Consider the following 22,839-nt stretch of genomic DNA (forward strand, 5'->3'; position numbering starts at 1 on the left):
CATGGCGCAGGCTCCGCTCAACCTGAGGGAAGAGGGCCGGTTGCGGGTGCTGCAGGCCCTGCACCGCACCGGACACAGCAGCCGGGTGGAGCTGGTCCGGCAGACCGGACTGTCCAAAGCGACCGTGTCCACGCTGGTCGCGGACCTGATGGCGGTCGGCCTGGTGCGGGAGGACGACGAGCCGCCGGCCTCGGCCAGCCGCACCGGCCGACCGGCCCAGGGCCTGTCGCTGGTGCCGACCGCGGCGTACGCGCTGGGCGCGGACATCGGGCACCAGCACGTCCGGGTGGTGCTGTGCGACCTGCTCGGCACGCCGCTGTGGGACCGGTTCGTGGTCAAGGAGGTCGACCGGGAGCCGTCGCAGACCCTGGACCTCGTGGCCGACCTGGTCTCGCAGGCGTTGCTGGACAACGACATCCCGGTCGAGCGGGTGCTGGGCATCGGCGCCGGCATCGCCTCGCCGGTCGAGCGCAGCGGCGAGCTGGGCCGGTCGATGATCATGTCCGCGTGGGCCGGGCTGCGGCCGGCGTGGGAGCTGGAGCGGCGCACCGGGCTGGCCGGCCTGGTCACCAACGACGCCAACGCCGGCGCGCTGGCCGAGCGGCTCTACGGCGTCGCCCGCGACACCGGGGACATGGTGTACGTCCGGCTGTCCGCCGGCATCGGGGCGGGCATTGTCGTTGACGGACAACTGATGCTCGGCGCACGGGGACTGGCCGGCGAGGTCGGGCACTTGCTGGCCGAGCCGGGTGGGCGGATCTGCCGCTGCGGCAATCGGGGCTGCTTGGAGACGGTGGCGAGCCCGGTCGCGGTGGCCGAGCTGTTGGCCCGCAGCTGGGGCGAGCCGGTGACGCCGCTGGACCTGCCGCGGCTGGTGGCCGAGGGCAATCCGGGGGCGTGCCGGGCCATCGAGGACGCGGGCGAGGCCGTCGGCCGGGTGCTGGCGTCGGTGGTGACGCTGGTGGACCCGGAACTCGTTGTGGTGGGCGGAGATCTGGCCTCGGCCGGCGAGCTGATCCTGGCCCCCGTCCGGTGGAACATCCGCAAGCACGCGCTGTCGCTCGGCACCCGGCAGGTGGACGTGGTGGCCGGTGAGCTGGGGGATCGGGCCGAGGTGCGGGGCGCGGCCGGCATCGTGCTGTCCAACGCCCCCCGCCTGCTCGCCACGGCCGCCAGCGCGGCCTGAACGCCAAGGGCACTATCGACCTTCACATAGATTACCCTCGTTCAACGCGGGTAAGGCGTCCTTCCCTGCATGGGGGTTAGGGCTGCTGCTGCAACTTGAAGGACTGCGACGCGATGCCGGTGCAGGTGGCCTGCGTCAGCTGCGTGCCGTCGCCCGAACCGGACGCCGTCAGGCACTTCTGGGTGGCCATGCTGGTGAAGTGCCAGTAGCCGCCGGGCTCCTGCACCGCCTGCCACTGCTGGTTCGTGCCGCCGCCGAAGGCCCACAGCTGGATGCCGGCGCCGTCGGAGGTGGAGCGACCCGACACGTCCAGGGACTCCGCCGTGTTCGCGCGGTTGTTGACCCGCAGCCACGGGCCGTTCGTGCCCTGGAACTGGAACTGCTGCGCGGTGCTGTTGTTGCAGGCGTACTGCTGGATCACCGTGCCGTTCGTGGTGCCGGCGCTGCGGGCGTCGACGCACTTGTTGTTGCCCTTGTTGATCACGGTGAAGAAGCCGCCCGGATTGATCTGGTCAGTGGGGGCGTCCGTGGGTGTGCCGCCGCCGAGCCAGAGCAGGCCGTCGATGATGAACTTGTCCTGGACCGGGTCCGCGAAAGTGGACGACAGCGGCGTCTTCGTCGTGTAGTTCATCGCGTCGTGGCCGAAATTGGCGTACAGCATCTTGTACTGCTTGTTCGTCCACAGAATGGGGTAGTAACCGCTGTACCACGACTGGGCCGGGTCGGTGCCGACCGGGAAGCTCGACGCGTCGACCGAGGCCAGGACCTGGATGTTCGGGTTCTGCCGCAGGTCGTTCTGCCAGCTGTACCATTCGCTAACGCCGGCCATCCACGTCGTCGGCAGGCGACGGGTGGCCGCGTGCGACGAATCGGTGTGCAGAATGGCCGTCGTCGGGAACCAGGTGTTGTTGTTGAAGGTGCCGGTCCCCATCAGCGTGTTGTTGAACCATGGCCAGCCGGTGCCGGAGTCGTTGTAGGCCGACACGTGCCAGCCGAAATACGCGCCACCGTTCTGCATGTAGTGCTGGAATCCGGCTCGCTGGCCGGAATCCGTCGGCACGTCGTCGAGGAACATGACTACATTGGCCTGTGCCGTGGTCAGGCTGGTGAGCATCGACCAGTTGTTGGTCTGCTGGTACGAGAAGTTGTACTGCGCCGCGACCTGGGGGAACCAGACCGCCGCCTCCTTTTCGAATGCGATGTGCGCGTCGTCGTAGGTGCCGCTGTAGAAGGCGATGACCTTGAACTGCGGCGCCTGGGGCGCGGCGGGGGCGTTGGCTGCCGTGGACAACAGCAACACCGTGGACAGCGCGGCCACGACCGCGCGCGCGAGTCTCGATTTCACCTTGACTGGACCCTTTCCGTTCAGGGCGACGGGTAGGGGCCGTCCGAGCTGGCGGTCTGCGGGCGACGTGCAGTCAAGGAAGCATAAATCCACCACTTAGTTCAAGACTCTAATTAGGGGAGCACGGCCGTTCGGCGCAACGGCTGCGACCATTGCGCCTTTCGGTCCCGACATTGTTTCAGAAACAGTGTTGTCGACCGTCTGAGTACATTCGCGGCACCCAGCCGGGCGAATGCACAAACTTTACGAAAGTAATTATCGGCCCGTTGTGCGAGGGCCCCAAGGCACTGTGTCCGCCGGTCCGACGACTCTGCCCGATCCGTCGGGCTCAGGTCGCCGCGAGCGTGATCACCAGCGCCGCCAGGCCGCCGGCGCTGGTCAGCGTCCGCGCGGTGTTCCAGCGCACCCAGCGCGTCTCGAACGCCCGCCAGGCGGTGGCCGGGGCGGCCGGATCGGCCTTGTCCAGCGCGAGGTTGAGCGGGATGTTGACGCCGAACGTGATCACCAGGGCCGCGCCGAACAGGATCAGGCCGCCGGCCTCGCCGGCCACTCGGGACCAGTTGCCGGCGAGGGCGTCGAGCAGGATCGACACGGCCATGAGCAACGGCGCGCCGCTGAAGCCGAGGAAGAACCAGCCGTTCTGGATCGCGGCGTTGATGCGCTGCATGGTCTGCACGCGGACCGCGTCGTCGGCCAGTCGCAGCCCGGGCATGACCGCGCAGCTGAAGGTGTAGAACAGGCCCGCGCCCAGGCCGGTCGCCACGGTCGCGAGAACGAGCACGATTTGTCCGACCATGCCCGGAGTCAAGACCCCGGGACGGTTGCGGTCAACCGAAACTGGCGATTGCCTCTTCCAGGTAGGCGACCGCCGCCGCCTGGCGGTCGAGGTCGGGATGTTCAGGCCTGGCGATCGGGGAAGTCCGGTGCCGCAAGGCTTCCTCGATGACCGCCCGGTGCTCGGGGAAGGCCTTGATGGCATGGTGCCCGGCGCCGGACTTGGAGGTGATGTCGCCCGTGACCAGCGAGTAGTGCAGTCGGCTGATGCCCAGCACCGTCCAGGCGATCGCGGCGTCGTAGATCAGGTCGGACGGGTCGTCGAGCCACTGCCGCCAGTAGCTGTTCGCGTTGCCGCGCACCCATTCCCGCAGCTCTTCGGGATCGGCGTGCACGTCGAGCTCGGCCGGGCGCGGGCCCCGGATCGTCACGCCGTAGTTGGCCAGCGTGATCCACTCCACCGGCGACCGGCCCTCGTCGCCCGTCTTCAGCTCGCCTTCCAGCTGGAAGTGGCCGGGCGGCACTTTCGACGGGCTGGTGCGGAGATCCTCGAAGGTCACGTACAGGCCGTCGAACTTCTCCAGCCCCTCATGGACCTTCCGCAGCGACTCGGGATCCGGGTTCTCGGCGACCGCCACGAAGTCGACGTCCGAGACCTCGTCGTGGAAGTCGTCCAGGGCAACGGATCCGACCAGGTACAGGCCCTGCAACAGGCCTGGACTCTCGCGGTCCATGCGGTCCGTGTAGCGGTCGACGAGGTCCTGGGCCCGCGGTGGCAACATGATCACCAAGTTACGCCGAGGTCGGCCAGCCGCCAGTTGCCGGGATCGGGCGTGCGCACGGGATCGCCGTCGAGGCGGAGGCCGGGGAAGCGGTTGATCAGGGCCGTCAGCGCGACTTCGGTCTCGATGCGGGCCAGCGCCGCACCGAGGCAGAAGTGCGCGCCGTGGGCAAAGGCCAGGTGGCCGAAGGAGCCGGGCGTGCGCGTGACGTCGAGGCGATCGGGGTCGGGGAAGACCGCCGGATCCCGGTTGACCGACAGCATCGACACGGTCACCTGTTCCCCCTTCGGGATCGGCACGCCGCCGATCTCCACGTCCTCGGTGGTGAAGCGGGGGACCGTCAGCAGCTGGGGCGTGCACCAGCGCAGCAGCTCCTCCACCGCCCTCGGCATCAGCTCCGGATTTTCCTTCAGCAGGGCCATTTGCCCGGGATGCCGCAGCAGCGCCTCCACCGCGTTGGCGATCAGGTTGCCCGGAACCTGGCCCGCCAGCACGAGATGCCACACCAGCACCACCAGCTCGTCGTCCGAGGCCTCCGACCGCGTCAGGTCGGTGAGCAGGTCGTCGCCCGGCTCCGCGCGCCGCCGGGCCACCGCCGCCTTGGCCCCGGCGATGACCTCGGGGATCGCCTCCTGGAACGCCTGGCCCTGGCCGCTCACCACGGCGACGCCGACCCGGCGCCACATCGGCCTTTCCGCCTCGGCGATGCCGACGACGTCGCAGATCACCTCGATCGGCATCGGATGGGCGAAGTCGCGCAGCAGGTCGGCCGGCGGCTTCAGGCCGTCGAGCAGCTCGTGCACCGTCCGCTCGATCCTGGGCCGGAACTCGGCGGCCCGTCGGGCCGTGAAGGCCGGCGCCGCGAACTTGCGCAGCCGGGTGTGGTCCGGGCCGTCGATCTCGCCCAGGTTCGGCGTGTCCGGCAGGCCTTGCGGCCGCATCGCGTAGCTGGCCCGGCTCAGCCGGAACCGGGGGTCGGTCAGCACCATTCTGGCGTGCTCGTGCCGGGTGACGATCCATAACGTGCCGAGCCCCGGCACCTCCATCGTCGCCACCGGCGAGTCCGCGCGGGCCGCCGCGTAGGTGGCCACCGGATCGAGCATCACCGCGGGGTCGGCGGGGTCGAGCTGCATGATCACTCCATTCAGATGATGAGATCATATGTTTCTGCCATCTGAGTGGTGACGGTATCTTCGCGGCGGGTGCCGGCGCAAGAGTTCGCCGGTCATGGCGGCGGAGTACGGCGGGCGAGGAGCGGCATGGCGCGGCTGACCAGGGCGGAGGCGCAGGAGCTCAACCGGAGCCGGGTGCTGGCGGCGGCGAGGGCGGAGTTCGCCGAGCGCGGGTTTCGCGAGGCCAAGGTCGACGTCATCGCCGAGCGGGCCGAGCTCACGCGTGGGGCGGTGTACTCGAACTTCCCGGGCAAGCGGGCGCTGTACTTCGCCGTGCTGGCCGAAGACGCCGAGCGGGCTCTTCTGCCGAGCGATCCGGAGATCGGCCTGACGCCCCGGGAGGCGCTGGCGGCGTTCGCCCGCGCTTGGGTGACCCGGCTGCCGCTGGTGAACGACCGGGAGTCCGCGCGCCTGGGCTTGGACCTGATGCCGGAGGTGTTGGCGTCGGAGCAGACCAGCCGGCCGTTCGCTCAGCTGAGCCGCTTCACCGCGAGCCTGCTGGGCCTGGCCCTGGAACGACTGGATCCGGCGGCGGGCCGCCTGGTTCGGGTGGCCGAGTCGGCGCTGACCATGCTGCACGGGGCGAGTCTGCTGGCGGTGGCCGCGCCGGGCTTTGTCGAGCCATTCAACGTGATCACGGCTTGCGCGGCCATGCCGGACCTGGGGCTGAGGGACGTCTGGCCGGAGCGGCCGCCGATCGTGCCGCCGGTCCGGGCCGTCGACGAGCCGTGGAGCCCGCCGGCGGCAGTCGACCTGTTGACCGGCGAGTCGATCCGCGCCGGCAAGGGCGTGGTGGCCATCCTCGGCCTGCACCGCCTGTCCGCCGCCGAGGAGATGATCCGCTCGGCCACGCCGTCCGACGAGGTGACGATCGCCCTGGTCACGGCCGAGCCGGCCGAGCTGTCCGCGTTGGGGCGCTTGGTGATCGCCGATTTCCGCTGGCACCTGCACCACGCGTTCCCGCGCACGGCGTGGCCTCGCGTGCAGATCGTCTCGGACTCCGGCTCCCTCGCCGCCGCGGCCGGCGTCGCGTCCACCATGGATGGAACCGAGGTGGCGATTCGTGTCCGTGACGGGCGGATCGTGCGGCGTGCCGAGGGATTTGGGGCCTGCTATGCCGTCTGTTGAGACCTACGACCGGACGCGCGTGGTGGGGCGGCGCTGCGTCCAGTGGCTGCTCGACCGCCTGCTCGTCGCCGTGCCCGCGTTGGCTTTGCTGATCGGCTCGGTGATCGCGATCTCCGGCAACCGGTCGTTGGTGTTCGTGCCCGCGACCGTCTTCCTTGTCGCCCTGTTGGTGGGCAACCTGGTGGTCGATGTGTGGGTGCCGAACCACACCGGCGGCCGCACGCCGGCGATGAGGCTGTTGGGCCTGCGGATCATCACCGAGTGGGGCGGGGCCCCGACGCTCGGCACGTATGCGATCCGTTGGCTGCTCCAGGTCGTCGACGGCTTCGCGTTCGGCCTCGCCGGGCTGCTCGTCATGCTGTTCAGCCCTCGGCACCAGCGCGTCGGCGACCTGGTGGCGCGCACCTTGGTGGTCCGTGTCACCGCCGACGCTCCGTGAACAGTCCGGTGACGCCTTGCACGACCATCGCGACCCCGCACAGCGCCACGACGCCTTGCAGCACCAGTTGTTCCGTGCCGGCGCCGTACCAGCCCTGCGTGTATCCGATGATCGTCAGCACGGCGATCACCGATCCGGCCGTGATGCGCAGCCATGAGGTGCGAAGCTCTTTGGTCATGACATCGATCTTCGCCTTCGCCCGTGGTCGCCGCCTCGATCCGGCGAGTGGTTCCGTCTCAGACTTTCGGACGATCTGATGTGGTCCTGGGACCAGCGCCTGTTCGACGAGGTCTGGCTGTTGCTGCCCGCCGAGCAGGCCGCCGACGCCCGTCACCTGCTCGATCACGGCGAGTCCGCGCTGGCCTTCGACACCGCCGTCGGCTATTTGTACGACCTCCACGTGCCGATCACCCCGTCGTTGCGGCAGCGTTTGGCCCAGTCCTCTTCGCGCCCCGATGAGGCCTTGCTCCATCTGCGTTTCTGCCCGGACGTCGACCAGCCGCGTTGGCGCGTGGTCGAGGACACCTTCACTACCTCCACCGATGCCTTGGACCACTTGGAGAGGTGCTGGTCGTGAGCTCCCTGACGGTGCCACCCCTGTTCGCTCGTCTCTCTGACGCACAGCGGATCCTCATTGCCGGCGCCGGCGGCGGTTTCGACGTCTACGCCGGCCTCCCTTTGGCGACTGCTCTGCGCGCCTCGGGAAAGCAGGTGCACTTGGCCAACCTGTCGTTCAGCGACCTGGACGGCTTGGACATCGACTCCTGGGTCGAGCCCGGCCTCGCCGCCGTCACCCCCGACAGTCTCGGCGGCGCGGGCTACTTTCCCGAGCGCACCTTGTCCCGTTGGCTCTCGGCCCGTTCTCTTCCGTCCACTGTGTACGCTTTCCCTCGCACCGGCGTCCAGCCCCTCCGCTCCGCCTACGCCACCCTCGTGAGGCGCCTCGACCTTGACGCCATCGTCTTGGTCGACGGCGGCACCGACATCCTCATGCAGGGCGACGAGTCCGGCATCGGCACTCCTGAGGAGGACATGGCCAGCCTCGCCGCCGTCGCCGGCCTGGACGGCATCGACCGCCTCGTCGTCAGCCTCGGCTTCGGCATCGATTCCTTCCATGGCGTCAGTCACGCCGACGTCTTGGAGAATCTCGCTATGCTGCAACGTGTTGGCGGCTACCTCGGCGCCCTCTCCATCCCTCCCGACTCTCCCGAGGCCGCCGCCTACCTCGACGCCGTCTCCCATGCCCAGTCCTCCACCCCTCTGCGTCCCAGCATCGTCAACGGCCAGATCGCCGCCGCCGTCCGTGGCCAGTTCGGCAACGTTCACGTCACTTCCCGCACCTCCGGCAGCGAGCTCTTCGTCAACCCCCTGATGGCCGTCTACTTCACCGTCGACCTCCTCACCTTGGCCCGCCACGTGAAGTACCTCCCCTCGCTGGAGAACACCCGCACCATCACCGAGATCGCCTACGCCATCGAGGACTACCGCGACACCGTCCCCCGCCGCCCTCGCCGCACCCTGCCCCACTAGCCGGGTATTCCGCACGTGAGGATTGATCAACTCGGGATGATCGTCGAGTGGGATGTTATTTGATCATCTCGGCTGGGTGGGGTCGACACCGAGTAGGTCCAGGAGCCTGGCTTGTAGCGGGGGTGGTTGCGGAATCCCTGGTGGTTGCCCGTTGACAGCGGGAATCAGGCGAAGCCGGGCGAGCGCTTCGAAAATCAGCCGCCCGGTGGGCTTGGCGGGTCTGCCCGCGTAGAGGCCGTCGAGCGTGATGTGCGGGGCGATCGCCTGCCGGACTTGACGTTCGATCAGACAGAAGATCAGCAGTGCCAGGCAGATCACGGTGATCAGGGCAGCGATGCGCCGGTTGTTCTTCACGAACAGCGGTGCCACTGCCAGGGGGCCTTTGACGGCGCCGTAGCGGCGTTCCACAACCTCCTGGCCTTTGTAGCGGATCAGGATCTCGGCCGGGTCGACGTCGGCGGGCAGGTTGGTCAGCAGCGCGTACCAGCCGTCGGTGGCGGTCTCGGCATCCAGCGCCGCGTGGTCGAACCACCAGCGCAGGATGGGTTTGCCGGTGGCAGGATCGGTGCCGGTCTCGGTGCGCAGGTAGGCAGTGACCCGGCGGGCGGCCGCGATCGCGGCGATCCGGGCGGTCACCGCCTTCTCGTCGGGGTAATGCCGGGAGCCCAGGCCCCGGACCAGCCGGTCCAGATCGTCGCGAGCACGGTCGAGTTTGCGGGCCCGCGCGGTGGCCGCGGCGCGGGCTCGGGCGGTGGAGTGCACGAACACCCGCCGCAGCGTGAGCACCGGGTCACGCTTGCGTTTGCCCGCCAGCGTCATCGTGTCCTCGGTGACTCGCCAGCGGCCACGGTCGGCGGCTGGTTTGCCCGCGTCCCGTTCGGCGACGTAGTCCACCTCGGCGGCCGAGTCGAGGTCCAGCGCGGCCAGCGTCGCGGCCGGCGTGTAGGCCTTCGACGCGGGCGCGACGAACCCGACACCGGAGGCGATCATCGCCGAGACATTGGCGTAGGACACCAGCTTGGAGTCCCCGACCAGCAGGAACTCTCGGGGTCTGGCCATAGTCTGCAGCGCGCTCATCGCGCCCACCACCTGGGCGACTTCGCCCGCGCCACCGTCGTAGGCCCGGTGGAACACCGGCACACCACCATCGCCGGTGACCGCCAGCCCGGCCTGGATCTGCTTCAGGTCGGGGCGGCGGTCTTTGGGGTGCCCGAACTTCGGCGCCGGGTGGTCGGTGTCGGCCTGGTCGTAGGCGCCGTACAGCGAGATCGAGGTCATGTCCCAATGAAGCCGGGATGTGTCCAGCCCGAACATCGAGATCGCTTGTGCGCCAACGGACCCGACGATGTGATCGAGTTCGGGGGCGATCGCGTCCAACGCCCGGCCGATCCGGTCGTCGTTGAGCAGCGTGGGCTCGATGCCGAAGACCTCCTCGACCGCGTGCTCGCGGGCCCAGTCGGTCACCCGGACCAGTGGTGCTGGTGAGGTCAGTCGGTTCGCGACCAGCGCTTCGATCACCTGTCCGTGGGTCAGGAGTGCGAGATCACGCACCGGGCAGGCGCGGTCGATGATCCCGGCCAGGTCCAGACGGCGACAGTAATCGGCGATCACCGGCAGCGCGCCCAGTGTTTTCTCCACACTCGCCGCGACATAGCGAGCCCGTCGTCGTGCACGTTGATCCACGACTGAACACCCTGGCAGAGCCCTTGACCGAGCGGACACCGGCCCGCGTGATCAACTCACCTGTGTCCATGTGCGGAAGACGGGACTAGCCTCGTCGCATCCCCATGCCAGGCTCGCCGCGCAGGCCTCGCGGCCGGGGTGGCACGCGCGGATCCCTTTGCTGCTAGCCGTTCCCGGGCGCGGTCGTAACCACCGCCGGCTCACGGCGGTGCCTCCTCTACCCCGCGTCCTCCAGGCCGTCGGAGAACACCGGTCGCCCATCCACCATCCGCACCGTCCAGCGGCTGTGGTGGATCAATCGGTGGTGGGATCCGCACAGCAGCACCATGTTGTCCAGGCTGGTGGGTCCTCCGTTCGCCCACTCGACCACGTGATGGGCGTGACACCGCGCCGGTTCCGTCGCGCAACCGGGGAACGCACAGCTGCCGTCCCGCTCGATCAGAGCCTTGCGGATCCCCTTCGGGGCCGTCCGCTGCTGGCGGCCCACATTCAGGATCTCTTTGCCAGCCCCGAGCACCAGCCGCATCACCGTGCTGTCACAGGCGATCCGGCGGGCCTCGGCCGCGCTCATCACGCCGCCGCCTTCGACCTTCGCCACACCCGTGTTGTCCATGAAATCCTGGAACGACATCGACAACGTCAGGTGCGGCCGTTCCCCGCCCTGCTCGGGCAGACCTTCGCTACGGGAGGCCAGTTCGATGATCTCCGCGAACGCATCGCCCTGCCGTTCGGCGGTGGTGCGGGGGTCTGTGCCCGAGGTGGGCTTGGCCAGCGCACTGAGCATCGCCGCGATCTTCGCCCCGTACTCCTGGTCGAGCCTGCCCCAGAACACCATGCTGCCGTCCAGCTTGCGCTCGAAGCGGAACTCCCGCTTCGGCTCCCGCAACTCCCGGTCGTCGGGCGCTTTGCCGTCCTGGTTGAGGTGGAACAGGATCCGTTGCGCGATGTTCTTGAACTCGCCCTCGTCGAACTGGACGTTCTCCAACAGTGATGCTTCAACCCGGTCCCGCTCGACCGCCGGCGCTATCCGCAACGTCTCGTGGATGATCTTCAGATGCTGCCGGTCCAACTCTCCAGCGCGGCCTGCTTCGCGGATCGCCTCGCTGTGGAACAGTTCCGCGTACCGAAGCCGCTCACGCGCTTCCCTGACCGTGAGCCGCCAGCGGATCACCATTGTCGACACGATCGAGGTCCGGTCCTCCTTCGACCGGCACGACCGGTCCCAGACTTCCCACACCCGCTCCAGCTGCTGGATGTAGGTCGCCCGGTACAGGGTTTCGGCTTCTTCGCCTGCTTGCCACAGCTCCAGTTCGCCGTGCTGCCACCCTTCGGTGTCGGCAGGGAATTCAGGATTCGCTGACATACCAACATCTTACTCCCGTTATGTGATCGACTTCCGTTACACACCAACCTGTACACGATCGTGGCGGCTCAAATCGCCCTGGTCGGAAAGCGCTTTCCAGCCTCCCGTGCAACGCTTCCTTCACGGGAATCAATCCCCCACTCTCCGACCCGTCCCAAGCCTTCTTTAGACGCGCGCACCCACCCAACCATTGCCGCGCAACGAACCCCCGCCCGCCCCACCCGCCTCGCGCCCCCTCACTCCAGCACCGCATGCCGAAGAGAGAACGATTGTTGTATAGGCAGAGGCCGGCAACTGCGCGGTGCGGACACCCGACGCCCCACCGCACGCGCAGGAGTTAGTGGCGGTGCGGGATGTGGCAGCCGAGGCAGTGCACGGCTGCCGATCACGACAGCAACCCCGCTGTGAGACCTGGCAACCAGCCAACCGGCGACTGCGCGGTGCGGACACCCACCGCACCACCGCGACTCAGAAGCCAGCGCCAGCCGGCATGCCAGCAGTTGCAACAGCGCAACCGCCCGCTGCGGACACCCCACGCACCACCACCGCTCAACCGCCCAACCACCCACCTAAAGCTCCAGTGCATACGCCAACAACTCAAACGTCTCACTCCGATAGTCCCGCTTCGGCACCCTCACGAACCCAACCTCCTCATACAACCGATGGGCGGTAACCATTGTCGGCTGCGAATGCAGCACCAGCCGCCGAACACCCCGCCGAACACCCCACTCCACGCCAAGCTCAACCACCGCCCGCACCAACGCCCGACCAACCCCTCGCCCCTGTGCCGAAGGGGAAACGGCCAGCGCTCGGATCTCGGCCTCCTCCGGCCCGACCGCCAGGTCGCTGCCGGAGTGCCAACGCTCCAACGTGATCGTGCCGAGGAGCTGCGTACCCTCGACGGCGACCAGCACGACGCCGTGCGAGCCCAATGCGCGCAGGGTGTCGGCGTAGGCGGGGAAGGGGTCGAGGAAGTGGTCGGAGTTGTAGGCGGCCACCCGGAGCTCGCCGACGGCGGCGAGTTCGGCGGGTTGGGCGGTTCGCACGATCATGGGGTTATTCAAGCGGCAGGATGGGCCTATGTCATGGGATGAGGCGGCGGAGAGTTTCGACGAGGAGCCGGATCACGGGCTGCGCGACCCTGCGGTGAAGGCGGCCTGGGCCGCGCTGTTGCTGCCGAGGCTGCCTGAGGGGCGGGGGAGGATCGCGGATCTGGGCTGTGGGACGGGCAGTGTGTCGGCGCTGTTCGCGCAGGCGGGCCACGAGGTGCACGGGGTGGACCAGTCGAGCCGGATGCTGGAGATCGCACGTACGAAGTGTGACGCGGACTTCCGGCTGGGCGACGCGGCGGATCCGCCGCTCGGTCCGGGCGTGTACGACGTGGTGTTCGCCCGGCACGTGCTGTGGACGCTGCCGGCGGAGGCCCTGGAGCGGTGGGTGGGGCTGCTGAAGCCCGGAGGGCGGCTGCTGCTGGTGGAGGGCCGATGGTCGACGGGGGCGGGCATCACGGCGCAGGAGTGCCGGGAGCTGGTGCTGCGGCACCGAAAGCACGCGGAACTGTGCACACTGGACGATTGGGCGCTGTGGGGCGGACCGATTGCCGACGAGAGGTATCTGCTGGTCAGCGACGAGTAAGATGTGAACGGCGAACACATCTTACGAGAGGGGCGCGGCGTGCGGATCCTGGTCATCGGCGCGGGGGCGACCGGCGGGCTGTTCGGGGCGCGGCTGGCCACGGCGGGCCGGGATGTGACGTTCCTGGTGCGGCCGCGAAGGGCGGAGCTGCTGCGCGAACGGGGCCTGCGGGTGCACGGCGCGGGGCAGGACTTCGCGATCCAACCAAAGGTGCTGGTCACCGGGGAGATCACCGAGACGTACGACGTGATCCTGGTGTCGGTGAAGGCGGTGAGCCTGGAGTCGGCGATCGAGGACTTCGCGCCCGCGGTCGGCCCGGACACGCTGGTCATGCCGTTCCTCAACGGAAGGCGGCACCTGGAGGTCCTGGAGAAGCGGTTCGACGCGGACCGTGTGCTCGGCGGCGTGGTCCGCGTCCAGACCACTGTGGACACCGAAGGCGACATCTTCCGGGTGGGCGAGCTGGAGGAGATGTTCTACGGCGCCCGTGTCGGCACCGCGCCGCGGCGGCTGGCGGAGCTGCACGAGACGCTCAGCGGCGCGGGCTTCCCGGCGACGCTGTCCGAGCACATCGACGCCGAGATGTGGACGAAGTGGGTGCTGATCGCCTCCTTCGGCGGCGCGACGTGCATGATGCGCGGCACCATCGGCGAGATCGTGGCGGCCGGCGGCGCGCAGTTCGCTGCCGCCCTGGTCGACGAGTGCGCGGCGGTCGCGGCGGCGGCCGGTTATCCGGTGCCGGAGCAGATCCACAACGGCCTGCGCGCGAGCGCGACGGCTCCCGGCTCGCCCGCCGCCACGTCGATGTACCGCGACCTGAGCCACGGTTATCCCACCGAATCCGACCACCTGCTCGGCGACTTCCTCCAGCGGGCCCGCCAGCTCGACGTGCCGACCCCGCTGCTGGAACTCGCCACGATCAGCATGCGGGTGTACGAGAACAGCCGCTGACCGCCGGCCGTCGAGGACCCCGATGGGTCACCTCGACCGGGGCCCCGACCTGCGGAACCGTGGTGAATCAGACTTTCGGTTGAGGCGGGCCGCGGCGACCACGGGCAGGATTGTCACCATGAGTCACGGCTGGACGGGCCGACGGGGCCCGCTGGTGGCCGAGTGCGTGGTGCTCGGCCTGCTGCTGGCCGTGGATCTCGGCTGGGCGGTGCGCGCGGGTGTGCCGACAGGGTTGCCGAGCACGCTGGCCTTCAACCTGGCGCCGGGTCAGTCCACGGCGGTGGCGGTGTTGGCGTTGCTGCGCAGGCGGTTTCCCAACCGGGTGCTGCTGCTGGGCTGCGTGGTGGCGGCGCTGTCCCTGATCGGCACGGCGGCGCTGCTGATCACTGCATCGCTGGGCCAGCCGGTGCCGGTGGAGCTCGACCTCACCGAGCTGATGGCGTTGGCGCTGCTCATCGGCTCGGCCAGCCGGCGGCTGGCCCCGATACCGGCGGGCATCGTCGTCGGCGCCGGCGCGGTGGCGATGATCGCCCAGGCGCTGCTCCGCTACGGACTCGGCGGTCTTCCGGCCGTGCCGGCGGCTGTGCTGTGGGGTGGGGCGGTGGCCGTCGGTCTGGTGCTGCGGGACGCGGATTCCCGGCGCCGCAGCGCTTTGACCGAGGTGCGCACCGGCGAACGGCTGATCCTGGCCCGAGAGCTGCACGATCTGGTGGCGCACCACGTCACCGGCGTGGTGGTGCTGGCGCAGGCCGGAAGGCGGGTCGCGCCCGAGCGGGACGAGGTGTTCGGCGAGATCGAGCAGGCGGGCGCGGAGGCGCTGGCCGCGATGCGCCGGCTGGTCGGCATGCTCCGTACCGACGGCGATCTTGGGGCCTCGCCCAGCGGTCTGCTCGATGCCGTGCAGCAGGCAGTGCCCCCGGAGGCGACGCTGACCGTCCAAGATGGACTGGACGTGCTGGCCGTGACGCCCGAGGCGGCGACGACGGTGCACCGGGTGATCATGGAGTCGGTGACCAACGCCCACCGGCACGCCCCGCAGGCCCGGGAGATCGATGTTGACGTGCACGTGGACGGCGACTGGCTGGTGGTCGAGGTGGTCAACGACGGCGTGCGGTCCGGGCCGTCCTGCGATCGAGGCTACGGCCTGGTCGGCATGACGGAGCGGGTCGACGCGCTGGGCGGTAGTCTGCTGGCCGGCGCGGCGCCGGGACAGCGCTGGCGGGTGTCCGCGCGACTGCCACTGGGGAGGACCGTGTGAGCCTGCGGGTCCTGGTCGCCGACGACCAGGCCATGGTGCGGACCGGGTTCCGGCTGATCCTGAACGGGGAGCCGGACATCGAGGTCGTCGGCGAGGCGGCGGACGGCCGGGAAGCCGTGTCGCTGGCCCGCCAGCTGCGCCCGGACGTGACGCTCATGGACATCAAGATGCCCATGGTGGACGGCATTCAGGCCACCCGCCTGCTGGCCGGCCCGGAAGTGTCGGATCCGCTGCGGGTCGTCGTGGTCACGACGTTCGATCTGGACGAGAACGTGCATGCCGCGCTGCGGGCCGGGGCCTGCGGTTTCCTGCTCAAGGACGCCGGGCCGGGCCTGCTGATCGAGGCCGTGCACGCGGCGGCCAACGGTGAGGCGCTGGTGTCGCCGTCCATCACCACCCGGCTGCTTGCCCACTTCGCTCAGCCACGCATCGAGCGCAAGCCGCTGGAACCGTTGACGGAGCGGGAATTCGACGTGATCCGGCTGGTCGCCCGCGGCCGCACCAACGCCGAGATCGCGGCCGAGCTGGTGATCTCGCTGTCCACGGTGAAGACGCATCTGGGCGCTGTGCAACGGAAGTTGGCCGCTCGCAACCGCACCGAGGTGGCGATCTGGGCGTGGGAAACGGGATCCGTGCGTTGAAGCCGGTGCGTTGAAGCAAGGGGCGGGCGCTCGCCGATCTCCTCGTTGCTCAGGCCTTGTGCGGCGACCCGGGCTGGCCGCCGTGCCCGGAGGTGAGACTCGACCCCAGGGTTGAGACGGACCTCCACCCGGTTTCCAACCTGGAGCCGACGCACTCCCACCCCCGCCGGGGCGACGCTGGACGACGTCGAAACCGATTGGGGAGGAAGCGAATGTCCACGCCGCAGTCCATCCAGCTCCGCAGGTTCCTGCCGAGCATCGTGCTCAACGCCGTGGTGCCGTTGGTGATCTACACGCTGGTGCGGCCGTATTTCGCCAACGACGTGACCGCGCTGATCATCGCCGGTGCGATCCCGCTGGCGGCGACCCTGGTCGGCTTCGTGGTGCGCCGCAAGCTGGATGTCATCGGGGCGATCTCGGTGGTGGGCTTCGTGGTCGCCGTCGCCGCGCAGCTGCTCACCGGCGGCGACGGCCTGATCGTGAAGGTTCAGGGCGTGGTCGTCACCGGCCCGGTCGGCGTGCTGTTCCTGCTGTCCGCGCTGATCGGCCGCCCGCTGGTCGGGGTGATCTTCCAGTTCCTGGCCCGCCGCAACCCCGCCATGCGGGTGCCCACGAAGAGCCGGTCCACGGCGCTCACCCTGGTCATCGGCGGCATGTTCGTCCTGCACGCGGTGGTCGCCGTTACCCTCGCGCTGACCCTGCCGACGCCGGTGTTCCTGGCCGTGTCCAACCCGATCGGGCTGAGCATCATCGCCGTCGGCTTCGGGGTCATCTTCCTGATGCGCCGCCGGTGGCAGGCCAGCGTCGCTGACGTTCAGCCGCGCTGACGATCAGCCCAGCAGCCGCAGTCCGCCGACCAGCTTGTCGACCAGGTTGCGCGGTCCGACCAGGCTGATCGCGTAGTAGTCGAGCTCGTCGGACCGGGCCAGGGTGTTCAGGTACTCCTGGTACACCCGGCTGGTCTGGGCCGGCTCGGGCATGTCGACGAGGTGCACGCCGACCTTGCCGATCGCCTTGGCCCGCACCGCCGCGATCTTCTCGCGGTCGGCGGCGAGGATCGCGCAGCCGGTCCAGGGCAGGCCCGGGTGGTGGTCGCCGACGGCGTCCGCGCCGCCCGGGCCGAGCAGGGTGGGGACGGCGTTGCCGACCGAGGCGGCCAGGCAGCCGACGGCGTTGGCGATCAGGCCGGGGTTGAGGTCGCGGTCCACGACCATCACCCACTTCAGCCTGGCCTCGCGGGTGGGCCGGTCGATGCGGATCTCGTCGGGGGCGAAGGCGGGCAACATGGGCCAAGCTCCTCATGGTGTGCGGTGGATGGCCGAGATGCTATGCGGAGTCACCGGCGCTTACCATGGGTGCCGAATTTCGTTCGGCAAAGGGGTTGATTTCGGGATGTTGGACGAACTTGATCAGGCGCTCCTGCTGGCCCTGCAACACGATGCACGGCAGACCAACCGCGACCTGGCGGCCGCGACCGGGGTCTCCCCGTCCACCTCGCTGGAACGGGTGCGGGGTCTGCGCGAGCGCGGCGTCATCAAGGGCTACCTGGTGGACGTCGACCTGCCGGCCATCGGCCGCGGAGTGCAGGCCCTCATCGCCGTGCGCATCCGGCCCCCGTCCCGCCGCCACATCGAGGCCTTCCGGCAGTGGGTCGCCGGCCGGCCCGAGACCATCGGCGTCTTCGTGGTGTCCGGCAGCGAGGACTTCCTGATCCACGTCGCCGTGCCCGACAACAACAGCCTGTACAGCTTCGTCATCGACCGCCTCACCGAACGCCCCGAGGTCGCCGACGTGCGGACCAGCGTCGTGTACGAGCACATCCGCAACCCCCGCATCACCCCGGCCTGAGGGAAGCGAGCGAAGGGGTCAGCCCGGCTGGTGGGAGCCGGTCATCAGCTCGGCCAGGTCCTCCGGCCTGATGAACGACGGCGGCGGCTTCGGTCCCCAGTTGAACAGGCCCTTGGCCCCCTCCAGCACCTCCGGCTTCCACACCGCGTCCTCCACGATGCAGTCCATGTCGGAGTAGTACTCGGAGAAGTTGCCGGCGGGATCCTTGAGGTACCAGAAGAAGTTGGAGCCGGCGTGGTGCCGGCCGAGGCCCCAGACGTGCCGCTCGGGATGGTCCTCCAGCATGGCCGAGGCGCCGCGGCCGACCTCGTCGATGTCGTCCACCTGCCATGAGCTGTGGTGCATGTACGTGACGGGCGCTTGGAGCACCAGCACGTTGTGGTGGTCGGTGGAGCAGCGCAGGAACGCGCCTTCGTTCTTCATCTCGTCGCTGAGCTTGAAGCCGAGGCCGTCGGTGAAGAACCGCCGGGTGGCGCCGTAGTCGGTGGAGCCGATCACCACGTGCCCAAGCTTGCGTGGCATGACCTTGTTGGTGCGCAACACACCTGGCGTCCGCCGGTTGGTGCGCACGATGTGGCCGGGCGCGTTGGGCGGCGGCGGAATGGTCGGCTCCTGCGAGATGCGTGGCGCGATGCGGACCACGGCGCGCACGCCGGTCGCCCGCTCGATGGCGGTCACGCTCTCGGCCGTCTTCTCCGTGTCGATGTCCAAACCGGACAGTCGTGAGGCCACGGCGCCGAGGTCGTCGGCGTCGTCGGCCCGCACGGCCACTTCGAGCAGACGGCGGGTCGGCGCCTGGAGCACCCGCAGCTGACGGCCGCCGTCCACGGTGGACAGCCAGCCGTCCGAGGAAGGGGTGAGGCCGAACTCCGTGTAGTAGGAGATGGTCTCCTCGACATCGGGCACGCCGATGGTGATGGCGGCCAGTCCGTGCAGCGCCATCACGCACCGCCGCTGAAGGTGTGCCGCATGGTGCCGATGCCCTCGATGTAGGTGACGAGTTCCTCGCCCGCCTTGAGGAAGCGCTGCGGCTTGCGGCCCATGCCGACGCCGGACGGGGTGCCGGTGAAGATGATGTCGCCGGGCAGCAGCGGCGTGATCGCCGACAGCCAGGCCACCAGCTCGGCCACCGAGAACACGAGGTCGCTGGTGCGGCTGCGCTGCACGTGCTCGCCGTCGATGAGGCAGCCCAGCTCCAGGTCGTCCCGGTCGGGCACCTCGTCCGGCGTGACCACGACCGGGCCCATCGGGCCGAAACCCGGGTACGACTTGGCCATGCTGAACTGCGGCGCCGGGCCGGACCGCTGCAGCACGCGCTCGGACAGGTCCTGGCCGACGGTCAGGCCGGCGACGTGGTCCCAGGCGTCCGCGACGGTCACGTGGTCGGCGGCCTTGCCGATGACGGCGACCAGCTCGACCTCCCAGTCCACGTCGCCCGGGGGCAGCGCGACCTCGCCGGTGGGGCCGGTCAGGCAGGTGACGAACTTGGTGAACACCGTCGGCTGGTCGGGGACGGCGAAGCCCGACTCCTTGGCATGCGCGGTGTAGTTCAGGCCTATCGCGTAGATCTGGCGGGGCCGGGGGATCGGGTTGCCGTAGTCCTCGGCCGCGACCGGGGTCGACGCGCTGTCGTCCAGCGTCGCCGCGAACGCCTTCGCGTCGTCCCACTGCTCGTACGCGAGCTGGATGTCCGGTGAGAACCGGCCGTTGCTGGCCTCGGCCAGGTCCACGGCGCGGTCGGGCGCGGTCAGGACGGCCGCGCGGCCCTTGATGTCGGCCAGCCTCATGGTGGTGCCTCCCTTGGTGGCGCCCCGGTCGGGCACCTCACCAGTGAACCAACTTTCGAAAGTTGAGCCAACGTTCGTACTGAGCTAGGGTTTGTGCATGGCGACCACCGGCACCGGGGTGACCCGCACCGACGGGGTGCACGCACGGCTGCGTGAGGACATCCTCAGCGGCGTGCTGCCGCCCGGGCAGCGGCTGAAGTTCCCCGAGCTGTGCCGGCGCTACGACACCTCCGTCGGCGCCGCGCGCGAGGCGCTGACCAGGCTGGCCTCCGCCGGGCTGGTGCGCAGCCAGGCCCACCAGGGCTATGTGGTGACGCCGCTGTCGGTCGAGGATCTGGCCGAGCTGACCGTGGCCCGCGTGGAGATCGAATGCCTCGTGCTGCGCATGGCCATATCCGAGGGCGACGTGCGCTGGGAGGCCGATGCCATCGCCGCGCATCACCTGCTGGAGCGCGCGCCTTACCTCGATCCCGACAACCCGGCCAGATCAACCGGCGAATGGGCCGCCGCGCACACCGCGTTCCATGAGGCGCTGCTCGCCGGCTGCGGCAACCGCCGTCTGCGCGAGGTCGCCAACGGGCTTCGCGACGAGGCCGAGCTCTACCGTCAGTGGTCCATCACGCCGGCCCAGGCCAAGGGCCGCGACGTCGGCGCCGAACACCGCGCCATCCTCGCCGCCGTGATCACCCGCGAGGCCGACCTGGCCGTCCGCCTGCTCGGCGAGCACATCTCGATGACCACCCGGCTGCTCAGGGACGCAGCCGAGGCCTAGAGCCGCACGGTTCCGCTGTCCAGGTCGATGCGGTTGGGCGGGGCGCCGTCCGCCTCATCGTCGCGCATCATCGACTGCGACTGCCGGTGCTCGATCTCCATGCGCTTGCTGCCGTAGAAGGCCGCGCCGATCTCGTCGAAGCCGGTCGCGCTGATCGGGGGACCGGTGCGCTTGCGCCGCCAGGGCAGCCAGCTGACGCGGCTGGCCCACAGTCCCATCCGCTCCAGCGCGGCGAGCACCACCAGCAGCACCACCAGCCCAGGCAGTGACATCGCCCACAGCAGACCCATGCCGGCCCAACGACCCGGGAACCGTCCGGGTTCCCGTGTGGTCGAACCGCGGCGCGTATGTGGCCGAACGATACGGCCGGCCGACCCGGCGGATGATCGGCTATTGGGTTCACGTGAGGAATGTATGACGGCATGACGAACCGCACGCCTGTGCGAATCTCGGGTAAATGCGCTGGTGAGAGGCTTGTCGGGCAAGGGTTTTCCGACTGCGAGCGCGTTACATTAATACATGACGGGCGCATGTATACAATTCCGGTCCGCTGACCGCTTTCGCCTCGCATCAATTCGGGCATCGAACGCAAGGCCGATCGGGCACGCGGACTTGACCTGTTCGACGGGGCCGTGCACAGAATTGGCGTGAATGCGGCACGCGTCGCGATGGGGGGTTGGCAGTGAGGGAATTCGATCCGCCGTTCCGTGTCGGCGGTTCACGCGTGGCGGCGGTGTGAACGAGGTGCCCGGGACGCGGAAGCGGTGCGACGTTGTGGACGAGACCGACGTGCTGATCGTCGGGGCCGGCCTGGCCGGCCTCGCGCTCGCGCTCGACCTGGAGCGGCGTGGGGTGCGCTGCCTGGTGTTGGAGCCGGGCGACGGCCAGGTGGACACGCCCGCGGTCAGTCCGATCGGCCCGCGTTTCGATGGAGCTGTTCCGGCGCTGGGGGGTGGCCGAGAAGATCCGCTGCGCGGAGTTCCCGGGCGCGCGGCCGCCGGACATCGCGTGGGTCACGCAGGTCGGCGGGCACGAGATCCACCGCTTCGAGCGGTTCACGCACGACACCCACACGCCCGAACCCGAGCAGATCTGCCCGGCCGACTGGCTGCTGCCGGTGCTGCTGACCGCCGTCGGCACGCACCCGGGCGGCTCGATCCTGTTCCGGCACCGGCTCGACGGCTTCACTCAGGACGCCGACGGCGTCACCGCGCGCGTCTCGCGGCTGGCCGAAGGCGACACGACCACGATCCGCGCCTCCTACCTGGTCAGCACCGACGGCCCGTGCTCACTGGTCCGCAGCGCCTGCGGGATCCAGTCCACGCCGCGGTTCGAGCCGCAGGTGTTGCGCGGCATCGTGTTCCGCGCCCCCCGGCTGGCCGAGGGCCTGGCCGCCCGCGGGTACCGTCCGGCGCTGACGTATTTCCTGCTCCAGTCCTGCGGAGCGCGCTTTCCGTTGCAGGCCATGGACAACAACGGCACATTCAAGCTCATCGCCGGCAGCGACGAAGGCGCGATCGACGCCCTTTCCCTGGTGCGCGACGCGATCGCCTTCGACACGCCGACCGAAGTGCTGTCGGACGAGCTGACCAATGTGCCACTCATGGTCGCCGAACGCTATCGCGCCGGGCGGGTTTTCCTGATGGGCGCCGCGGCGCACACGCTGTCGCCGCCCGGGGGTTTCGGTCGCAACATCGCCATCGCCGACGCGGCCGACCTGGGGTGGAAGCTGGCCGCCGAGCACGCGGGCTGGGCCGGCGCCGGGCTGCTCGACAGCTACGACGCCGAGCGCCGGCCGGTCGCGCTGGAGGGCCTGGAGGCGGCGGGGATCGCCTTGCGCTCCAGGGGATCCGACGACCTGTCCGGCCGGCTGCGGGACGACACTTCCGAGGGCGTGCTGGCCCGGACCGAGCTCGGGTTGCAGCTGGCCGAGAGCGTCGCGCACTGGGACGTCGACGCCCCGGAGGTCCACTTCGGACACGGGTACCGGTCGTCGCTGGTGGTCGGCGACGAGGTGAAGATGACCGCGCCGTGGCGGCCGAGCAGCGATCCGGGCTTCCGGGCCGCCCATGCCTGGCTGCGGCCCGGTGTGTCCACTTTGGACATCTTCGGGGACGGTTTCGTGCTGGTGTGCTTCGCGCCGCACCAGCGGCTGGGCGAGGTGGTGCGTGCGTTCGAGCAGCGCGGCGTGCCGTTGCAGATCCTCAAGTGCGCGGATCCGGAGATCGCCGAGCTGTACCGCTACCCGTACGTGCTGGTCCGTCCGGACGACCATGTCGCCTGGCGCGGGCACCAGCCGCCGGCCGATCCACTGCTGCTGGCGGACATGGTGCGCGGCGCCTGCTGACGCCGGAAAGGAAGCCGGGTCGTCGCCGCCACGACGACCCGGCCGATCAGGGGTGTCCCTGTGCGGGCCCCACTGCCCGCGACCAGGGGTGATGCGCCGTCGACCCCCGCGAGCCGGAGCGGGGAGGACGGGTTCGGCAGGGCTTCGGAACCGGTTCCGAAGGTGTGTGGTGCAGTTAACAACGCCGTCACGTCCGCG

The 22,839-nt window shown here is 69.5% G+C and carries 25 protein-coding genes and 1 pseudogene; 14 read left to right on the forward strand and 12 right to left on the reverse strand.

The genetic code is table 11. The features are described from left to right. Nucleotide 1 precedes the first annotated feature (1 nt). The gene (locus tag KUTG_RS39285) at nucleotides 2-1,186 is read left to right on the forward strand and encodes an ROK family transcriptional regulator (RefSeq protein ID WP_052395918.1); all 1,185 of its coding nucleotides are present in this window, start codon (nucleotides 2-4) and stop codon (nucleotides 1,184-1,186) included. A 76-nt stretch (nucleotides 1,187-1,262) separates the two neighbouring features. Here KUTG_RS39285 and KUTG_RS39290 read toward each other — a convergent pair whose 3' ends face one another. The 4 genes from KUTG_RS39290 to KUTG_RS39305 all read right to left on the reverse strand — a co-directional run bounded on the left by KUTG_RS39290 (nucleotide 1,263) and on the right by KUTG_RS39305 (nucleotide 5,220). Next, on the reverse strand, nucleotides 1,263-2,531 hold the full coding sequence (locus tag KUTG_RS39290; RefSeq protein WP_084580312.1) for a ThuA domain-containing protein: 1,269 nt from the start codon (nucleotides 2,529-2,531) through the stop codon (nucleotides 1,263-1,265). 328 nt (nucleotides 2,532-2,859) lie between these two features. Continuing rightward, nucleotides 2,860-3,327 carry an anthrone oxygenase family protein gene (locus tag KUTG_RS39295; protein ID WP_043724208.1) on the reverse strand — a complete coding sequence of 156 codons (468 nt, stop codon included), beginning with the start codon at nucleotides 3,325-3,327 and terminating at the stop codon, nucleotides 2,860-2,862. Nucleotides 3,328-3,358: 31 nt separating this feature from the next. After that, a complete protein-coding gene (locus KUTG_RS39300) occupies nucleotides 3,359-4,087 on the reverse strand; it encodes an aminoglycoside adenylyltransferase domain-containing protein (protein ID WP_043732182.1) in 729 nt (242 codons plus the stop codon). Nucleotides 4,088-4,089: 2 nt separating this feature from the next. Further along, nucleotides 4,090-5,220 carry a cytochrome P450 gene (locus KUTG_RS39305; protein ID WP_043732184.1) on the reverse strand — a complete coding sequence of 377 codons (1,131 nt, stop codon included), beginning with the start codon at nucleotides 5,218-5,220 and terminating at the stop codon, nucleotides 4,090-4,092. A gap of 126 nt (nucleotides 5,221-5,346) precedes the next feature. Between KUTG_RS39305 and KUTG_RS39310 the strand changes: the two genes are divergently transcribed. Further along, nucleotides 5,347-6,387 (forward strand): TetR/AcrR family transcriptional regulator, encoded by a 1,041-nt coding sequence (locus tag KUTG_RS39310; protein WP_043724210.1) that lies wholly within the window; start codon nucleotides 5,347-5,349, stop codon nucleotides 6,385-6,387. Further along, entirely contained in the window at nucleotides 6,374-6,826 is a 453-nt protein-coding gene (locus KUTG_RS39315) for an RDD family protein (protein WP_043724213.1), read from the forward strand. Before KUTG_RS39310 ends, KUTG_RS39315 begins: the two co-directional genes overlap by 14 nt. Here KUTG_RS39315 and KUTG_RS39320 read toward each other — a convergent pair. Next, entirely contained in the window at nucleotides 6,807-7,004 is a 198-nt protein-coding gene (locus KUTG_RS39320) for a hypothetical protein (protein ID WP_043724214.1), read from the reverse strand. The two genes, KUTG_RS39315 and KUTG_RS39320, sit on opposite strands and share 20 nt — an antisense overlap. 78 nt (nucleotides 7,005-7,082) lie before the next feature. On the opposite strand from KUTG_RS39320, the gene KUTG_RS39325 reads away from it, so the two are divergent. Together KUTG_RS39325 and KUTG_RS39330 are read left to right on the forward strand one after the other, a co-directional pair. After that, nucleotides 7,083-7,403 carry a MafI family immunity protein gene (locus KUTG_RS39325; RefSeq protein WP_043724217.1) on the forward strand — a complete coding sequence of 107 codons (321 nt, stop codon included), beginning with the start codon at nucleotides 7,083-7,085 and terminating at the stop codon, nucleotides 7,401-7,403. Continuing rightward, nucleotides 7,400-8,356: a DUF1152 domain-containing protein gene (locus tag KUTG_RS39330; RefSeq protein ID WP_043732187.1), complete on the forward strand. Its 957-nt coding sequence runs from the start codon at nucleotides 7,400-7,402 to the stop codon at nucleotides 8,354-8,356. The genes KUTG_RS39325 and KUTG_RS39330 overlap by 4 nt, the downstream gene beginning before the upstream one ends. A 63-nt stretch (nucleotides 8,357-8,419) precedes the next feature. On the opposite strand, the gene KUTG_RS39335 is transcribed toward KUTG_RS39330, so the two are convergent. The 3 genes from KUTG_RS39335 to KUTG_RS39345 all read right to left on the reverse strand — a co-directional run bounded on the left by KUTG_RS39335 (nucleotide 8,420) and on the right by KUTG_RS39345 (nucleotide 12,454). Continuing rightward, nucleotides 8,420-10,039: an IS1634 family transposase gene (locus tag KUTG_RS39335; protein WP_232240927.1), complete on the reverse strand. Its 1,620-nt coding sequence runs from the start codon at nucleotides 10,037-10,039 to the stop codon at nucleotides 8,420-8,422. A 217-nt stretch (nucleotides 10,040-10,256) separates the two neighbouring features. Beyond that, the gene (locus KUTG_RS39340; protein ID WP_052395920.1) at nucleotides 10,257-11,402 is read right to left on the reverse strand and encodes an HNH endonuclease signature motif containing protein; all 1,146 of its coding nucleotides are present in this window, start codon (nucleotides 11,400-11,402) and stop codon (nucleotides 10,257-10,259) included. Between the two features lie 569 nt (nucleotides 11,403-11,971). Continuing rightward, entirely contained in the window at nucleotides 11,972-12,454 is a 483-nt protein-coding gene (locus KUTG_RS39345; protein ID WP_043724219.1) for a GNAT family N-acetyltransferase, read from the reverse strand. A gap of 28 nt (nucleotides 12,455-12,482) precedes the next feature. Between KUTG_RS39345 and KUTG_RS39350 the strand changes: the two genes are divergently transcribed. From KUTG_RS39350 to KUTG_RS39370, 5 genes are all read left to right on the forward strand, one after another. Beyond that, nucleotides 12,483-13,037: a class I SAM-dependent methyltransferase gene (locus tag KUTG_RS39350; protein WP_043724224.1), complete on the forward strand. Its 555-nt coding sequence runs from the start codon at nucleotides 12,483-12,485 to the stop codon at nucleotides 13,035-13,037. Nucleotides 13,038-13,076: 39 nt separating this feature from the next. Next, nucleotides 13,077-13,988 carry a ketopantoate reductase family protein gene (locus tag KUTG_RS39355; RefSeq protein WP_043724227.1) on the forward strand — a complete coding sequence of 304 codons (912 nt, stop codon included), beginning with the start codon at nucleotides 13,077-13,079 and terminating at the stop codon, nucleotides 13,986-13,988. Between the two features lie 118 nt (nucleotides 13,989-14,106). Next, nucleotides 14,107-15,246: a sensor histidine kinase gene (locus KUTG_RS39360; RefSeq protein WP_043724228.1), complete on the forward strand. Its 1,140-nt coding sequence runs from the start codon at nucleotides 14,107-14,109 to the stop codon at nucleotides 15,244-15,246. Then, on the forward strand, nucleotides 15,243-15,887 hold the full coding sequence (locus KUTG_RS39365; RefSeq protein WP_043724231.1) for a response regulator: 645 nt from the start codon (nucleotides 15,243-15,245) through the stop codon (nucleotides 15,885-15,887). Before KUTG_RS39360 ends, KUTG_RS39365 begins: the two co-directional genes overlap by 4 nt. A 212-nt stretch (nucleotides 15,888-16,099) precedes the next feature. Next, on the forward strand, nucleotides 16,100-16,714 hold the full coding sequence (locus tag KUTG_RS39370) for a VC0807 family protein (RefSeq protein WP_043724233.1): 615 nt from the start codon (nucleotides 16,100-16,102) through the stop codon (nucleotides 16,712-16,714). Nucleotides 16,715-16,717: 3 nt separating this feature from the next. Here KUTG_RS39370 and KUTG_RS39375 read toward each other — a convergent pair whose 3' ends face one another. Then, entirely contained in the window at nucleotides 16,718-17,173 is a 456-nt protein-coding gene (locus KUTG_RS39375) for a DUF2000 domain-containing protein (RefSeq protein ID WP_043724235.1), read from the reverse strand. Nucleotides 17,174-17,279: 106 nt separating this feature from the next. Between KUTG_RS39375 and KUTG_RS39380 the strand changes: the two genes are divergently transcribed. Next, complete coding sequence (locus KUTG_RS39380; protein ID WP_198047459.1) at nucleotides 17,280-17,735, forward strand: Lrp/AsnC family transcriptional regulator; 456 nt, start codon at nucleotides 17,280-17,282, stop codon at nucleotides 17,733-17,735. Between the two features lie 18 nt (nucleotides 17,736-17,753). Here KUTG_RS39380 and KUTG_RS39385 read toward each other — a convergent pair whose 3' ends face one another. Together KUTG_RS39385 and KUTG_RS39390 are read right to left on the reverse strand one after the other, a co-directional pair. Then, the gene (locus KUTG_RS39385; protein ID WP_043732194.1) at nucleotides 17,754-18,677 is read right to left on the reverse strand and encodes a VOC family protein; all 924 of its coding nucleotides are present in this window, start codon (nucleotides 18,675-18,677) and stop codon (nucleotides 17,754-17,756) included. Continuing rightward, nucleotides 18,677-19,522 (reverse strand): fumarylacetoacetate hydrolase family protein, encoded by an 846-nt coding sequence (locus tag KUTG_RS39390; RefSeq protein ID WP_043732197.1) that lies wholly within the window; start codon nucleotides 19,520-19,522, stop codon nucleotides 18,677-18,679. Before KUTG_RS39390 ends, KUTG_RS39385 begins: the two co-directional genes overlap by 1 nt. 97 nt (nucleotides 19,523-19,619) lie before the next feature. Here KUTG_RS39390 and KUTG_RS39395 point away from each other — a divergent pair, with 97 nt between their 5' ends. Continuing rightward, a complete protein-coding gene (locus KUTG_RS39395) occupies nucleotides 19,620-20,294 on the forward strand; it encodes a GntR family transcriptional regulator (RefSeq protein ID WP_043724237.1) in 675 nt (224 codons plus the stop codon). Here the strand turns inward: KUTG_RS39395 and KUTG_RS39400 are convergent. Continuing rightward, complete coding sequence (locus tag KUTG_RS39400) at nucleotides 20,291-20,566, reverse strand: DUF6191 domain-containing protein (protein ID WP_232241203.1); 276 nt, start codon at nucleotides 20,564-20,566, stop codon at nucleotides 20,291-20,293. The genes KUTG_RS39395 and KUTG_RS39400 overlap by 4 nt on opposite strands. 379 nt (nucleotides 20,567-20,945) lie before the next feature. Between KUTG_RS39400 and KUTG_RS65445 the strand changes: the two are divergent. Then, nucleotides 20,946-21,164, forward strand: a pseudogene (locus KUTG_RS65445) (FAD-dependent monooxygenase); the annotation flags it as partial. Next, nucleotides 21,142-22,641, forward strand: a complete 1,500-nt coding sequence (locus KUTG_RS39405) for an FAD-dependent monooxygenase (RefSeq protein WP_369794566.1) — start codon at nucleotides 21,142-21,144, stop codon at nucleotides 22,639-22,641. The pseudogene KUTG_RS65445 and the gene KUTG_RS39405, both read left to right, overlap by 23 nt. Nucleotides 22,642-22,839 lie beyond the last annotated feature (198 nt).

The organism is Kutzneria sp. 744 (assembly GCF_000568255.1).
Classification (GTDB): domain Bacteria; phylum Actinomycetota; class Actinomycetes; order Mycobacteriales; family Pseudonocardiaceae; genus Kutzneria.

Excerpts from the sequence above, each read along its gene's own strand:
- KUTG_RS39390 (WP_043732197.1), bottom strand. The coding sequence starts at position 19,522 with ATGAGGCTGGCCGACATCAAGGGCCGCGCGGCCGTCCTGACCGCGCCC.
- KUTG_RS39285 (WP_052395918.1), top strand. The coding sequence starts at position 2 with ATGGCGCAGGCTCCGCTCAACCTGAGGGAAGAGGGCCGGTTGCGGGTG.
- KUTG_RS39360 (WP_043724228.1), top strand. The coding sequence starts at position 14,107 with ATGAGTCACGGCTGGACGGGCCGACGGGGCCCGCTGGTGGCCGAGTGC.
- KUTG_RS39325 (WP_043724217.1), top strand. The coding sequence starts at position 7,083 with ATGTGGTCCTGGGACCAGCGCCTGTTCGACGAGGTCTGGCTGTTGCTG.
- KUTG_RS39400 (WP_232241203.1), bottom strand. The coding sequence starts at position 20,566 with ATGTCACTGCCTGGGCTGGTGGTGCTGCTGGTGGTGCTCGCCGCGCTG.
- KUTG_RS39380 (WP_198047459.1), top strand. The coding sequence starts at position 17,280 with ATGTTGGACGAACTTGATCAGGCGCTCCTGCTGGCCCTGCAACACGAT.
- KUTG_RS39315 (WP_043724213.1), top strand. The coding sequence starts at position 6,374 with ATGCCGTCTGTTGAGACCTACGACCGGACGCGCGTGGTGGGGCGGCGC.
- KUTG_RS39370 (WP_043724233.1), top strand. The coding sequence starts at position 16,100 with ATGTCCACGCCGCAGTCCATCCAGCTCCGCAGGTTCCTGCCGAGCATC.
- KUTG_RS39305 (WP_043732184.1), bottom strand. The coding sequence starts at position 5,220 with ATGCAGCTCGACCCCGCCGACCCCGCGGTGATGCTCGATCCGGTGGCC.
- KUTG_RS39385 (WP_043732194.1), bottom strand. The coding sequence starts at position 18,677 with ATGGCGCTGCACGGACTGGCCGCCATCACCATCGGCGTGCCCGATGTC.
- KUTG_RS39350 (WP_043724224.1), top strand. The coding sequence starts at position 12,483 with ATGTCATGGGATGAGGCGGCGGAGAGTTTCGACGAGGAGCCGGATCAC.
- KUTG_RS39295 (WP_043724208.1), bottom strand. The coding sequence starts at position 3,327 with ATGGTCGGACAAATCGTGCTCGTTCTCGCGACCGTGGCGACCGGCCTG.
- KUTG_RS39375 (WP_043724235.1), bottom strand. The coding sequence starts at position 17,173 with ATGTTGCCCGCCTTCGCCCCCGACGAGATCCGCATCGACCGGCCCACC.
- KUTG_RS39345 (WP_043724219.1), bottom strand. The coding sequence starts at position 12,454 with ATGATCGTGCGAACCGCCCAACCCGCCGAACTCGCCGCCGTCGGCGAG.
- KUTG_RS39340 (WP_052395920.1), bottom strand. The coding sequence starts at position 11,402 with ATGTCAGCGAATCCTGAATTCCCTGCCGACACCGAAGGGTGGCAGCAC.
- KUTG_RS39310 (WP_043724210.1), top strand. The coding sequence starts at position 5,347 with ATGGCGCGGCTGACCAGGGCGGAGGCGCAGGAGCTCAACCGGAGCCGG.
- KUTG_RS39320 (WP_043724214.1), bottom strand. The coding sequence starts at position 7,004 with ATGACCAAAGAGCTTCGCACCTCATGGCTGCGCATCACGGCCGGATCG.
- KUTG_RS39300 (WP_043732182.1), bottom strand. The coding sequence starts at position 4,087 with ATGTTGCCACCGCGGGCCCAGGACCTCGTCGACCGCTACACGGACCGC.
- KUTG_RS39395 (WP_043724237.1), top strand. The coding sequence starts at position 19,620 with ATGGCGACCACCGGCACCGGGGTGACCCGCACCGACGGGGTGCACGCA.